We start from the raw sequence: 13968 nt of genomic DNA on the forward strand, positions 1-13968 counted from the left end.
AAAATAAATAGAAAGACTTAATAAGTTTTTGGTGTAATTATTTGTTAGGCAAAAGAAGCGAGTTTTGGGTTCGTTATGTTAGGAGAGGAAGAGTCCATGTGAGAAATGAATTTGTTCCTGATTGGCAGGAAGTGGTTCATGTAAAAGTGGAGATGGTTCATGAAAGAAACGAAATTGTTCATGAAAAAAATTGGAAGACCCGTGCTGCACACAAATAAAAAAAGCAGATGCATTGCGCATCTGCTTTTTTTATTAACCTTTCATCGTGTTGACCAAGCCCATCATATCATCAGCAAAAGTGATCGCTTTGCCTTGGGATTCGAGCAAACGCTGTGTTGCGATCAGTTCGGTCATTTCGTCAGTCAAATCGACGTTGGACATTTCGAGTGCGCCTTGGCTGATTTTGATTTCGTTGTTGCCGAGCTGCAAATTGCCGCTCGCTAGTTGTTCCGCTTCAGTTCCCGGAAGCTGGTAGCGGTTGCCGCCGATTTTTTCCAGCAAGTTTGGCCGGGCGATATCCGCTATGCCGAGCTGGATCTGTGTTGGTGCGAGCGCTTGGTTTTTATAAGTCACTTGGAGCGTGCCATTTTCGTTTGCTTGGATGGACTCGTACTCGCCGTTAAACGAAATCGGCTGGCCGTTGCTGTCGAGAACCGAGTCGCCGTTCGCTGTTACCAGATTTACCTGGTCTGAATTCGGCACAGGCTGCAACTGGAAAGAACCATCGCGAGTGTAGAACGTTTGCCCTTCAGATGCCACCCGGAAAAATCCGGAATCGCCTTGAATCATAAAGTCGAGCGGACGGTCGGTTTGTTTCACCGTTCCTTGCTCAGTCTGCAAACTGGTTTGGGCAAAAATTGCGCCGCTGCCGATCCGTAGGCCGTACGGTGTTTGGCGGCCGACTTCATGCGGCGGATTTGCTTGCTTTTCAATCGATTGGACAAGTGCGTCCGAAAAATTCGCTTCTTGGCGTTTATAACCCGCCGTGTTAACGTTAGACACATTGTTTGCAATCATATCGACTTTTTTCTGAAGTTCTCGCATCGTAGTGGCTGCTGTATTCATTTGGATATTCATTTAGTCAACTTCTCCTTTAAATCCGGCCAATTTCGTTGACCGCTTTTTCCATGCTGCGGTCATAGGCTTGGATTACTTTCTGGTTTGACTCGAAACCGCGGTAGGTGCTCATCATTTCAGTCATCGTAGTTGTCAAATCCACATTGGATTGTTCCAGATAACCTTGTTGGACAAATGAAGCCGAATCGTTCAGAAGGGGAACATCTTCAACCGATTGCGGAGCATCCGCTTCGGCACCATCCCAGCGCAGCAATCCTTGTCCTTCTTTTACCAATTGTGCGGGATTTTCCGTGTACCCGATCCATAAGCTGCCAGGAGATGCGCCGTTTTCCAAGGTAATTTGGCCATCATTTTGCACCGTAAATTCTTTTGAAATAACGTTTATGGGTGTTAAGTCCTGGTTCAAAACGCTATGGCCATCGCTCGTTCGGAGGAAACCATCTTGGTCGACAGTAAACTGGCCGTTCTGGGTATATCGTACTTCACCGTTCTCAGTGCGCACTGCATACACAATTGTCCCTTTTTGACCGGTCTCAGGATTCACCGGCAACATCTCAGACATTAAAGAAATATCAGTGCTGTTGCCTGTTTCTTTTAAAGCTCCTTGTGTAAAAGAAGGGATGCCTTCTTGAGCATAGACGCCTGTATTCAGCGTACCGATCTTCTGGGAACCGCTCTGCATCGCGGTTCCTTTGCCCATTGCACTCAAAAGCTGTTCGGGAAAAGCGCGCAAAACTGTTTGATCTTGCTTGAATCCAGGAGTATTAGCGTTAGAAAGGTTATTGGTTAAAACTTGTTGTTTTCGATTATGAGCCATCATTCCAGATGTGGCTGTATATAACCCACGAAACATAGGCAGGTACTTCCTCTCACTCGGTATTATGATGATTATCTCGTAAGCATATCACCAATCTAGTATAAACAAAATAAAAAAATGGAAAATATAGTTGAAAAAATTTTTTAAAGAAAAATATACAAATTCATAAAAAGGTGATACTATGACTTAGACCAATATTTCAAAATAGTTCTAATTGACGAGTTTGAAAATATGAACGGTTCAATACAACGATAATGGCAAACTTCTTCGAAAGAGAAGGACGCAAAGCCACGGGCCTACGTATATCACTATATAAGGTAGCCGGGTTGCCGAAAGATGGATTGTTTAATGTAAATCCACCTTTTTTAAGGGTGGATTTTTATATGCAAAATATACTTTAGTAAAGGAGCAAGTAAAATTGAATATCTTATCACCAACTTTCAAATCGCTGGAGCAAGCTATGGCAGCGTCCGCACTAAAGCAAAAAGTGCATTCCTCCAACATCGCAAATGTTGACACACCGAACTACAAAAGCAAGCAAGTGGATTTCCAGGCAACATTGAACGGTGTTTTGAATAACCAGCCATTGGCCAGCTACAAAACAGACCCAAAACATATTTCATTTGGAAACAGCTCTTCACAATCCAATCCTTCAATAAAAGTTAATAACTCCACAACATACAACACGAACGGCAGCAACGTCGACATGGACGTTGAAATGGCTGAACTGGCAGAAAACCAACTATGGTATAACGCGTTAACAGAACGTGTGAACGGAAATTTAAATAGTCTTCGGACAGTAATCAATGGCGGGCGGTGAAGCAGATGAGCTTATTTAGTGGATTGAATATCAGTGCTTCTGGACTCACGGCAAATCGACTGCGTATGGACGTGGTTTCTTCCAATATTGCAAACGCTAATACAAATAGGGCAGAACTGGTGGACGGGGAATGGCTGCCGTACCGCCGGAAAACAGTGGATTTGTCGCAAGTGGGCGTATCTCCATTCGAGCAAAAACTGCAATCGACGATAAACAAAGGGTCAGCGCAAGTTTCGGGAGTCATGGCTTCACGCATTAAAGAAGACGATGCACCGTTCACACAAACCTATGATCCGACAAATCCGGATGCCAATGCAGAAGGATATGTGCTTAGTTCAAATGTTGATCCGGTCAAAGAAATGGTCGATTTGATGTCAGCGACTCGCTCATATGAAGCAAACGTCACGGCACTAAATGCTTCAAAAGGAATGTTTATGAAAGCGTTGGAAATCGGGAAGTAATTAATCTACGTGTTAGGGAGTGTTCTTATGGATCCAATCAGTCAAATTCAAACACCAATGTTCCAGAGCCCTTCGGTTGCCAAGACCGAAAACAAGGCTGAAGGCTTTGGCGATATTTTTAAACAGGCATTGCAAGATGTGAATGCGGCGCAAAAAGAATCGGATACAAAAACCAAGCAATTGGTGACAGGCGAAGTGAACGATGTCAGTGAAGTGATGATTGCTGCGCAAAAAGCGAGCCTTTCATTGGAATTGACCGTGCAAGTGCGCAACAAAGTTGTGGAAGCTTACCAAGAAGTTATGAGAATGCAACTATGATCCTTAAGGCAAAGATGAGGGATGAACGATAAATGAAAGAAAAGATGGCAAGTTTTAAAAGTAAACTAACAAGTTCATGGAGCAATTTTTCGCCGGTCGTCAAGTGGACGATTGTGGGATCATTTTTTGCTACATTCCTGATTATTTTGGCTTTTGTCTTTTTCAGCAATAAAACCGAATACGGTACGCTTTACTCCGGATTGGAAGCTTCTGAAGCTGGTGAAATCAAATCGGCAATTGAAGAACAAGGCATTCCGGTGCAAGTTTCGGCTGATAGTACAACCATCAGTGTGCCAAAAGAACAAATTTCTAATTTGAAAGTTAACCTGGCGGCTGAAGGAATTCCGGAAAGCGGCAATGTCGACTACGGAATTTTCAGCGAAAACATGGGGCTTGGCATGACCGACCGGCATTTTGATGTTGTAGAACGCGATGCCATGCAAAATGAACTCGCTTCGCTTATCAAACAAATTGACGGCGTAACTGAAGCAAGTGTCATGATTACGTTGCCGAAAGAAAATGTCTGGATCACGGATGAAGAGCAAGTGGCGACAGCTTCGGTCGTTGTCAAAGGAGATCCTTCTTTTCAATTGGATCCTAAGCAAGTAAACGGCCTTTATCATTTGATCAGCAAAAGTGTACCGAATTTGCCGGCAGAAGAAATTGTGATCATGGACCAAAATGGCCAAGTGTTTGAAGCACAGGAAGAAAACCAATTGGACACAAGCTTGTCCATTTATCAGCAGCAACGCGAAATTAAGCAGGACATCGAAAAAGACATCCAACGTGAATTGCAGCAAATGCTCGGTTTGACGCTTGGGCAAGATAAAGTCGTTGTGTCCGTCATGACAAGTATCGATTTCACAAAAGAAAAACGTGAAGAAAAACTGGTTGAGCCGGTCAACGAAGAAACAAACGAAGGCATTGATATCAGTGTTGAACGGATTGTCGAAACATATGCGAGTGAAGGTGCGACAATTGAAGACACAACGGGGACAGGCGAAACTGAAATTGCGAATTACCCGGCCGCTGGCGAAGGCGGAACAACCGAATCCGAGAAAACCGAAGAGCGGATCAACCGCGAAGTAAACCGAATCAACCGCCAGATTGAAATGAGCCCGTATGTGATTGATGACATCACGATCAACGTAGGAGTGGAGCCGCCGAATCCGCAAAACCCGGCAAGCTTGACGCAGCAAAACATTGATGACATCAGCAACCTTTTGAAAAATACCGTCAGTACTTCTCTAAGTATGAACGGACAAGAAGTAACAGAAGAAGATCTTGATAACCGCATTTCGGTCTTTGCGACTGAATTCCAAGGAAAACCGGAAGCAATAGTTGAGAAAGAACCGGTACAAGTTTCTTGGTTTGAAACGCTTATCGGCAATCCGTTGATGCTGGCAATTGCAGGTGCGGTTGTATTGTTGTTTGGTGGGATAGTGGTTTTGATGATGCGCAGAAGAAAGAAAAAAGAAGAGGAATACGATTTCGATATATTCGACCAACCAGTCGTTAAAGTCGAACAATTGGAAGAGGATGAGTTTGACTTGTCTGAATTTGATGCAACGGAGAATCCAAAGCGGAAAACAATTGAAAAGTTGGCCAAAGGACGCCCAGATGATTTTGCTAAACTATTGCGTACATGGATGGCTGAAGAGTAGGAGAGTGGCATATGGTTAAAAGTATGAAAGAGTTGACTGGCGTTCAAAAAGTAGCTGTCTTGCTTGTTGGGTTAGGCCCTGAAGTGTCAGTTGATATTTTTAAGCAGCTGACGGAATCAGAGATTGACCAGTTGACAATGGAAATTGCAAATGTGAGGCATTTGAAGAGCAGCGAAACTGAAGAAGTAATGAACGAGTTTTATGAATTGATTTTGGCTCAGGATTATGTCAGTGAAGGTGGTCTTGACTACGCGAGGGAAATACTAGAAAAAGCGTTGGGAAAAGAAAAAGCGAATGAGACAATCGGCCGGTTATCAAGCCGTTTACAGGTAAAGCCGTTCCACTTCGCCCGAAAAGCCGATCCAACCCAAATACTGAATATTTTACAGCATGAGCACTCTCAGACCATCGCCCTTGTCCTTTCCTATTTGGATCCGAAACAATCGTCACAAATTTTGTCGCAGCTGCCTCCAGAAAAACAAACCGAAGTGGCGCGAAGAATCGCATTGATGGAGAGTACTTCTCCAGAAATCATCCATCAAGTCGAGCAAATCATTGAGCGGAAATTGTCGGCGACGGGTGCCCAAGACTATACGTCTACAGGCGGCGTCGAAGCTATCGTCCGCGTATTGAATAAAGTGGATCGTGGGACTGAAAAAGCAATTCTGTCTGAACTGGAAACAGAGTCACCGGATCTCGTCGAAGAAATCAAAAAACGCATGTTTGTCTTCGAAGACATTATCAATTTGGATACGCGTTCGATTCAACGGATTATTCGCGATGTCAACGATATGGATTTAACTTACGCATTAAAAGTAGCAAGCGAAGAAGTGAAAAATGGCATTTATGCCAATATGTCTTCTCGCCGAGCTGAAGTTATTCAGGAAGAAATTGAATTTATGGGCCCTGTCAAACTGAAAGATGTCGAAAAAGCGCAGACAACCATTGTTGCTTTGATTCGCAGTTTGGATGAAGATGGGGAAATTATTGTATCCCGTGGTGAAGGGGATGAAGTGATTGTCTAATGTGATTCGCTTCCAATCCTTCTCAGCAACCGAAACAAAAATCATCGGGACGAAGAAAATAGAAACTAAACAGCTGGATTTTAATGGGATGGAAATGGCTCCGAGTGAAAAAAGGCAATATTTGACGCAAGAAATCAGCATTTTGGAAACACAACTGGAGAAATTGCAAAACCAACTAAAATTTGAACAGGAAGAAGCACGAAAAGCGATTGAACAATGGTGGCTGGACAAGCAAAAAGAAGCCGAACTGAAAGCGCAGAAAATGGCTGATGAAGCGGCGGAAAAGGGCTATCAAGCGGGTTATGGGCAAGGGATTCTAAGAGCGGAAGAAGACTATCGCCAAAAACAGGAGAAGATGCAAGATCTTCTAGAACTCGCTTATGCTGAAAAAGAGAAAATCATTCAGCAAGCAGAACCATTTTTGCTTGAATTAAGCGTGAAAACCGCAGAAAAAGTAATTAAAACCGAACTGAAACAACACGATGATCAAATAATAAATGTTGTCAAGCAAGCATTGTCACACATCGAGGAGTCTGAAGACGTGCATTTACAGGTATCTTCAGAAGACTACTCGGTTATTCTACCCTTCTTCGAAGAACTTAAAACCTATATACGGGCAGATTCTCAATTAAAAGTAATTCCAGTGGCGACTTTATCAAAAGGCGATTGCATAATCCATACCACAAGCGGCTCGTATGATGCCACGATTGACGGCCAATTGGAAGAAATCAAAAAACAATTGTTGATTTACTTTGAGGAGAAAACAAACAATGACCTTTCCTAAAGATGAATATTTGGCGCTGCTGGATGAAATCGAACCGGTGAAAAAGCATGGGAAAGTCATTCAAGTGATTGGCTTGACCATTGAATCGCGTGGTCCTTACGCCAAAATGGGCGAATTGTGCCTGTTGTATCCCAACCAACATGAACGCCCCATCGAAGCGGAAGTGGTCGGTTTTAAAGAAAACAAAGTGTTGCTGATGCCGCTCCGGGACATTTCGCAAATCGGGCCAGGCTGTTTGGTCGTCGCGACTGGATTTCCGCTGCAAATAAAAGTGGGGCCATCCATTCTTGGAAAAGTGCTTGACGGCATGGGCAAACCGCTCGATGAAAGTTCATTGCCAAAAGGATTATCGAATTATTCGACGAACAACATGCCGCCAAATCCGCTTCGCCGCCCGCGGATTGAAAAACCCTTATCTGTCGGCGTCCGTGCGATTGATGGATTGTTGACGGTCGGCCAAGGCCAGCGCATCGGTGTATTCGCTGGAAGCGGGGTCGGAAAAAGCACGCTCATGGGCATGATTGCTAGAAATACAGAAGCAGACATAAACGTAATCGCTTTAGTCGGCGAACGTGGCCGGGAAGTCAGGGACTTTATCGAACGTGATTTAGGTCCTGAAGGATTAAAAAAATCCGTTGTCGTAGCAGCGACTTCCGACCAGACCCCACTTCAACGGATCAAAGGGGCCTTGACGGCAACTGCAATTGCGGAGTATTTCCGCGATCAGGGAAAAAACGTCATGCTGATGATGGATTCGGTGACGCGTTTTGCGATGGCCCAGCGTGAAGTTGGCCTCGCTGTCGGTGAACCGCCGACCAGTAAAGGCTATACGCCTAGTGTTTTTGCATTATTGCCAAAACTTCTGGAGCGGTCCGGTACATCAAGCAAAGGTTCGATCACCGCTTTCTATACAGTACTCGTCGACGGCGATGACATGAACGAACCGATTGCGGATGCGGTCCGGGGAATCTTGGACGGGCACATTGTGCTCGACCGCAAGATTGCCCAAAAAGGCCAATTTCCAGCGATTAATGTCATGGCAAGTGTCAGCCGGGTCATGCACGAAGTGGTTTCAAAAGAACATCAGCAAGCGGCCATCGAATTGAAAAGACTGCTCGCCGCGTATAACGCATCCGAAGATTTGATCAATATCGGCGCTTACAAAAGCGGCGCTAATAAAGAAATCGACGATGCGGTTCGGGCTTATCCGTTAATACGAGAATATTTACAGCAAGACATATATGAGAAAGCCAAGCTTGAAGAAAGTGTTGGCCGGCTATCCGCACAGTTTGGAGGAAGTAGAACGTGACGAAATTCAATTTTCGCTTTCAAAAGATTTTAGACATAAAAGGAAATGAAAAAGGCTTTGCTCAAATCCAAATGGCGGATGCCATGAAGCAAGAAGAAGTCGGCTATCAGAAAAAAGAAGCGATCTACAACATGCTGCTTGATGCTGAACTTTTGAAAAAGGAAAAACAGCAAGAAGGCGTCAACATTTCCGAACTTAGAATGATGATGGATTATATTCAACAGCTGCAAGACCAATTGGTGATGTCAAACCGCGAACTTGAGCGCCTGCAAAACAATGTCAAGAAGTCACAAAACAATCTGCAGGAAAAAGCACAAGAAGAAAAAACCTGGGACAACTTGAAGCAGCAAAAATTTGTTTTATTCGAAGAACAAATAAAAGCTGAAGAACAAATCTTTTTTGACGAGATCGCAAGCACCCGGTTTTTCCGGAACATGCAAGCGACTGCAGCGGAAAGAGGGTAAGCGATGAACGCCATGCCAATCTCTTTATCAGCGCCGCTAAAGTCAATTAAAGCCACCGAATCGAAACCGGCTGCACCCACAGCAAAAAGTGACTCAGTCGACTTCGCCCAATTACTAGGAGCCGTTTCAGCTGCACCAACAGAAAATCAATCCGCAACTGACGGCCAAGAAGAACTGTTGGAGAAACTGGATTCGCTGCTTGGAAGTTTAGAACAGCTGCCAAAAGAAGACTTAACACCTGAACAGCAGGAAATGCTTCAAGCGATCATGGGATTGCTGGCGCAGCAAGTGTCTCCACCAAAAGAGCAAATGGAATTAGCGATAGAAGCCAATCCCCTGGAACAAAGTCCAACTATCCAACAGCCTGTACAAAAAGAATTGATGTTGACTGCTCAGGCTCTCGAAAAATTACAAAGCAGTACTCTCGATCAAGCGAAGCTAACAGGATTGCTTGAAGAAGCAGTTGAGGTTCTGCAAAAACTGACAGATGCCTCTGTGAAAGAAACTGGCACTACGAGTCTTCCGGCGGATGTTGAGAAATTGGAACAAGTAGTCAGCCAGTTGACTGGCCTAATTAAAGAATTAAATAACGACCAGCAAAAAGCCGATACAAAAACCAAAGCCGCACAAGTAGAGCAAGTGGAACAAGTACTAAAACAAGTAACCGGCTTGAAGCAAGAACCAATCAACTTAACCCAGCCAAAAGAAATCCAAACACCACCTGCAATGCCCGCTGTAGAAAATGCCGCTGAAGTTCAAGCTGCACCAGAAGAAACAGCATCAAAACCACTGGAAACTGCGCCGAAACAGCCAGAACTTGGGGCGCCTGCAGCTCCAGCTGAACAAAGCCAACCGGCTGCAGCCGGAACAGAAGCAGCGAAAGCAACGGCAGTTCCTCAAAAACCAGAAGCAATCGTTCCACAAGCGACTGTCCGCTTGTCCAACTTGGTCGAAGACTTGGGCGAAACCTTGAAAGGTTCGTTCCGTTTGAACGGGGAAGGTGACAGCAAACAAATCAAAATCAGTATCTTTCCAGAACATCTTGGCCATATGGAAATCAAGCTGACGTCAATTGACGGAAAGATTGTCGCGCAAATATTCACCAGTACGTTAGCGGCAAAAGAGGCGCTTGACCAGCAAGCGAGTTTGTTGAGAAGTTCCATGATGCAGCAGGGCATATCGGTTGAGAAAATCGAAATCAGCCAGCAAAGCTCCCAGCAATCATTCGGACAACAATCCGCAAATCGCGACCAGCGCTTCTCCCAGCAGCAAAAACAAGGAGCATACGCGCGCAACCGCAACGGCTACCAGCAACTTGAAGAAGACGCCGCAGTAATCACGCGGCGCCAATCGAACGACGGCTCGATGATGAAGGTGGACTACACCATCTAAGAAAGAAGGGCAATGCCATGAATGTAACAAGCTCAAACTCCGTCAGCACCCAAGCGTCGGCTGCACCAGCTAAAACGGCAACCGACAACGCACTTGGCAAAGACGCATTCTTAAAAATTCTCGTGACCCAAATGAAAAACCAAAACCCGTTAGAACCGTTAAAAGACACTGAATTTATTGGCCAAATGGCGCAATTCAGCAGCTTAGAACAACTGACAAATTTAAATACATCCATGAACCAATTTATCGGCACGCAATCCAACACCTCCTTAACCGACCATGCCGACCTAATCGGTAACACCGTCTACTGGGAACAAACAGTCGACGGCAAACTCGAATCCGGAGAAGGCACAGTAAAAGCCCTATCGCTTAAAAACGGTGAACTGCAAGTAGAACTCGAAAATGATGTGAAAGTTCCGCTTGGTTCGATCAATCGTATTGAGAAGCAATGAAGTGATTGCTTGTTACTTTTGGTAACTGATATATGTTAATTGAATTTAAGAAAATTTTATTTTATATAAACAAATCGAAAATTAGAGAAAGAGCGGATGGCGGCGACTCCTGCGGGAAAGCGCAGTGCCGAAATCCACTCGGGCATTTAGCCCGAGTTAGTTCGGCGCAAGCCCGCGGAAAGCGTCCGCCAGGAGCGATTTCTACAACCATACAATCACATTCAACAAGAAACAGTCCAACCCAAAACGGGCCAAGGACAGTTCTTGAAAGGGGAAAAATAAATGTTACGTTCAATGTACTCAGGTGTTTCAGGTATGAAAGGCTTCCAAACAAAACTAGACGTGATCGGCAACAACATTTCTAACGTCAACACAGTGGGCTACAAAAAAAGCACAATCAACTTCCAAGATCTATTAAGCCAAAACATGTCGAGCAACGGTGTTAACCCAATGCAAGTCGGTCTCGGCTCACAAACATCTGCAATCAGCACGGTTCATACTGCCGGTTCATCAATGACAACAGGTGTCGGCACTGACCTTTCGATTCAAGGCGACGGATTTTTTGTAGTAGAAGATGCACAAGGTGATCAATTCTTAACGCGTGCGGGGAACTTTATCGTTGATGCGAATGGCGATTTGGTAACAACACAAGGCCATAACGTATTAGATGGCGATGGGGTTGCTATTAACATTCCAATGGATACGTATTCCTCATTTGCAATCGACCCTCAAGGAAGAGTAATCGGCAAGCGTGAAGATAACGGAGCAGAAGAAACTATCCAAACTATCGGCATTTCAACTCCTGAAAATCCAGCAGGTTTGCGAAAAGTAGGCGGTTCGTTGTATGAAATGACTGCTTCTGCTAGCCCAGATGGTATAAATACTGGGACTGCAGCCACGCGAAATACACAAATAGCGTCTGGTATGCTTGAGATGTCAAATGTTGACTTAACAGAAGAATTTACGGAAATGATTATCGCCCAACGCGGTTTCCAAGCTAACTCCCGTACAATCACTACTTCTGACGAAATCTTACAAGAAGTTGTTAACTTGAAACGATAATAGAAGGGGGTAGTTGAGAGAGAAGAATTCTTCTCTCTCTCCGCTTTTACATGATCCAATTGACGATGTTGAACCGAACGAAGATTTCATTGAATGCTATATATATCGAACGGTTGGATGCCACTCCCGATACAATCATTACAATGGCATCCGGCAAAAAAGTTTATGTGTTGGAAACGGTTGAAGAAGTTTCTGAAAAAGTGACGGACTACTACCGGAAAATAAATCTATTATCTGGTCTGCATAAACCGAATGGAGAAGAATAAGAGGAGAGAATGCTGTGGCAGATGTTTTTTCTGAAGAAAATATTAATACTCTTCTTGCAACATTAGCAAAAGAAGAGACGACAAGGGATGGAGATGGGACTGGAAGAAAAGTTCATACGTATGACTTTAAAAAGGCACTTCGCTTTTCACAAGATCAAGTCCGTACGCTGACCCGTATACATGAAAACTTTGCGCGTTTGCTTACTTCATATCTGTCTACTCAGCTTCGGACTTTTGTCCAGATCTCTGTAGATTCGGTAGAAGAATATGCATATGAAACTGTTATACAGAATATACAAAAAAGCTCAATACTAGGCGTATTTAAAGCCCCGCCCTTGCATGGCAATATGATTATGGAATTTTCTCCGGCAGTCTCTTACGTAGTGTTAGACAGATTGCTTGGCGGTCAAGGGAACATTACACAAAAAACAAATGAACTTACTGAAATAGAAATAAATGTGATTCAACGTGTTTTTCTCAATGCTTTGAACAATTTCGAAGAAGCGTGGTCATCAGTTGTTAAGTTGACACCGGAATTAAGAGAATTGGAAGTGAATCCTCAATTTTTAACCATGTCTCCTCCCAACGAAACCGTAATTTTGATTTCTTTGATTGCAAAGATCGGAGATGTCGAGGGAGCAATTAATATTTGTTTGACACACGTCGGATTGGAACAAGTATTGCCAAAACTATCTGCCCGCCATTGGCTGGCAAACCAGAAAAAGATTATTGAGAATCACGAAGTGGAAGCACTAGAGAAAAAATTGCAAGGAACAAAACTGGATGTTACGGCAGTCTTAGGGAAATCTGTAATTGAAATTGGAGACTTTTTGAATTTGAAAAGCGGTGACGTCATTCGGTTAAATGAATCCTATACCGATCCGATAACCATCATGGTTGATGATAAGCAGAAGTTTTTTGCGCAGCCAGGGGTTTCAAAAGGGAAAATAGCGGTCCAAATCACCGACGTTCATGGAGAAGGAGAAGAATTTGATGACAACTGAAAAATTATCTCCAGACGAAATTAACGGATTACTAGGCAGACAACATTCGGCTGGTGAAAAGACAGCCAAAAATTCTTTGACCACTCTAGAACAAGAAGCCATAACAGAATTGCTTGCCGTATCCTTAGGAAGTTCATCCGCTGACCTTTCTTTGATGTTTTCGGAGCAAGTGAACATAATGACTCCGAGTCTTGCAGTTATGCCAAAAGACGCTTTGATGAAAAATGGCGAAACGCCTTTTTACGTAATTTTAGGTGAACATACAGGGGATATTAAAGGAATCCAGTTTTTATCAATCAGCAAAAAAAGTGTCGAAACGATTACACAACTGATTGATCCGATAATAGAAGCAGGGAATATGGAAAAGCAATTTGAAGTGATTCAGCAAATGGTCCAGCAAATGTTTGCTTCGGCATCCCGCTCGATGTCAACTGTTTTGGAAGTAGAAGTTGCCTATTCGCTTTCCGGAATGGACGTTATTGATAACCAAGAAGATTTCCAAGTTGGCAATTTCACGAAAGAAGAATGGTTTGTTGAAGCGGATTTCCAAATGCAAATCGGTACTGGTTTAACTGTCAGTTTCTGCCTGTATATACCGATTCGGTTGGCACAGCATATAGTAAGCATTCTAACCGATACGATGATCGAAGAAAACCTGGAGGAGATACAAAGTATGGAATTCCAATCGAACAACCAATCAAGCAATACACAGGACACAAGTTCAGCTCCAAATATCCAAAGTGTACAATTTTCGAGTTTTGATGAAACCACTGCAATACAAGCAGAGCCGAATAATTTAAACATGCTGCTCGACATACCACTTCAAGTAACAGTGGAATTAGGGCGGACAAAAAGAATGGTGAAAGAGATTCTGGGGGTTTCTCAAGGATCTATTATTGAGCTCGACAAGCTGGCAGGAGAACCTGTTGATATTTTAATCAATAATAAACTGATTGCGGTAGGAGAAGTGGTTGTCATCGATGAAAACTTTGGCGTCCGCGTAACCGATATTATCAGCACAGCAGACCGCATTTCAAAATTGCGGTAATGCGT

General features: G+C 43.8%; 16 protein-coding genes and 1 riboswitch. Of the genes, 14 read left to right on the plus strand and 2 right to left on the minus strand.

Annotated elements, in window-relative coordinates:
- Positions 1-252: 252 nt before the first annotated feature.
- Together FQV28_RS11750 and FQV28_RS11755 are read right to left on the minus strand one after the other, a co-directional pair.
- Positions 253-1077: a flagellar hook-basal body protein gene (locus FQV28_RS11750; protein ID WP_146496692.1), complete on the minus strand. Its 825-nt coding sequence runs from the start codon at positions 1075-1077 to the stop codon at positions 253-255.
- 16 nt (positions 1078-1093) lie between these two features.
- Positions 1094-1930 carry a flagellar hook-basal body protein gene (locus FQV28_RS11755; RefSeq protein WP_146496693.1) on the minus strand — a complete coding sequence of 279 codons (837 nt, stop codon included), beginning with the start codon at positions 1928-1930 and terminating at the stop codon, positions 1094-1096.
- Positions 1931-2140: 210 nt separating this feature from the next.
- Positions 2141-2228, plus strand: a riboswitch (cyclic di-GMP riboswitch).
- Positions 2229-2312: 84 nt separating this feature from the next.
- Between FQV28_RS11755 and flgB the strand changes: the two genes are divergently transcribed.
- From flgB to fliY, 14 genes are all read left to right on the plus strand, one after another.
- On the plus strand, positions 2313-2714 hold the full coding sequence (gene flgB / locus FQV28_RS11760; RefSeq protein WP_146496694.1) for a flagellar basal body rod protein FlgB: 402 nt from the start codon (positions 2313-2315) through the stop codon (positions 2712-2714).
- A 5-nt stretch (positions 2715-2719) separates the two neighbouring features.
- Positions 2720-3175 (plus strand): flagellar basal body rod protein FlgC, encoded by a 456-nt coding sequence (flgC, locus tag FQV28_RS11765; RefSeq protein WP_146496695.1) that lies wholly within the window; start codon positions 2720-2722, stop codon positions 3173-3175.
- Between the two features lie 27 nt (positions 3176-3202).
- Positions 3203-3493 carry a flagellar hook-basal body complex protein FliE gene (fliE, locus tag FQV28_RS11770; RefSeq protein WP_146496696.1) on the plus strand — a complete coding sequence of 97 codons (291 nt, stop codon included), beginning with the start codon at positions 3203-3205 and terminating at the stop codon, positions 3491-3493.
- Between the two features lie 32 nt (positions 3494-3525).
- Entirely contained in the window at positions 3526-5157 is a 1632-nt protein-coding gene (gene fliF, locus FQV28_RS11775; protein ID WP_146496697.1) for a flagellar basal-body MS-ring/collar protein FliF, read from the plus strand.
- Between the two features lie 11 nt (positions 5158-5168).
- The gene (fliG, locus tag FQV28_RS11780; protein WP_146496698.1) at positions 5169-6182 is read left to right on the plus strand and encodes a flagellar motor switch protein FliG; all 1014 of its coding nucleotides are present in this window, start codon (positions 5169-5171) and stop codon (positions 6180-6182) included.
- 1 nt (position 6183) lies between these two features.
- Positions 6184-6966 (plus strand): FliH/SctL family protein, encoded by a 783-nt coding sequence (locus tag FQV28_RS11785; RefSeq protein WP_255472925.1) that lies wholly within the window; start codon positions 6184-6186, stop codon positions 6964-6966.
- Positions 6953-8275, plus strand: a complete 1323-nt coding sequence (gene fliI, locus FQV28_RS11790; RefSeq protein ID WP_146496700.1) for a flagellar protein export ATPase FliI — start codon at positions 6953-6955, stop codon at positions 8273-8275. The genes FQV28_RS11785 and fliI overlap by 14 nt, the downstream gene beginning before the upstream one ends.
- Entirely contained in the window at positions 8272-8739 is a 468-nt protein-coding gene (gene fliJ, locus FQV28_RS11795; RefSeq protein ID WP_146496701.1) for a flagellar export protein FliJ, read from the plus strand. The genes fliI and fliJ overlap by 4 nt, the downstream gene beginning before the upstream one ends.
- A gap of 3 nt (positions 8740-8742) precedes the next feature.
- Positions 8743-10131 carry a flagellar hook-length control protein FliK gene (locus FQV28_RS11800; RefSeq protein WP_146496702.1) on the plus strand — a complete coding sequence of 463 codons (1389 nt, stop codon included), beginning with the start codon at positions 8743-8745 and terminating at the stop codon, positions 10129-10131.
- Positions 10132-10148: 17 nt separating this feature from the next.
- On the plus strand, positions 10149-10583 hold the full coding sequence (gene flgD, locus FQV28_RS11805) for a flagellar hook assembly protein FlgD (RefSeq protein ID WP_146496703.1): 435 nt from the start codon (positions 10149-10151) through the stop codon (positions 10581-10583).
- Between the two features lie 282 nt (positions 10584-10865).
- Complete coding sequence (gene flgF, locus FQV28_RS11810) at positions 10866-11645, plus strand: flagellar basal-body rod protein FlgF (protein WP_146496704.1); 780 nt, start codon at positions 10866-10868, stop codon at positions 11643-11645.
- Positions 11646-11695: 50 nt separating this feature from the next.
- Positions 11696-11911 carry a flagellar FlbD family protein gene (locus FQV28_RS11815; protein ID WP_146496705.1) on the plus strand — a complete coding sequence of 72 codons (216 nt, stop codon included), beginning with the start codon at positions 11696-11698 and terminating at the stop codon, positions 11909-11911.
- A gap of 14 nt (positions 11912-11925) precedes the next feature.
- A complete protein-coding gene (gene fliM / locus FQV28_RS11820) occupies positions 11926-12915 on the plus strand; it encodes a flagellar motor switch protein FliM (protein WP_146496706.1) in 990 nt (329 codons plus the stop codon).
- Positions 12905-13963: a flagellar motor switch phosphatase FliY gene (fliY, locus tag FQV28_RS11825; protein WP_146496707.1), complete on the plus strand. Its 1059-nt coding sequence runs from the start codon at positions 12905-12907 to the stop codon at positions 13961-13963. The genes fliM and fliY overlap by 11 nt, the downstream gene beginning before the upstream one ends.
- Positions 13964-13968: the final 5 nt, after the last annotated feature.

This window comes from Planomicrobium sp. CPCC 101079 (genome assembly GCF_007859275.1).
In the GTDB taxonomy this organism is placed as follows: domain Bacteria; phylum Bacillota; class Bacilli; order Bacillales_A; family Planococcaceae; genus Planococcus.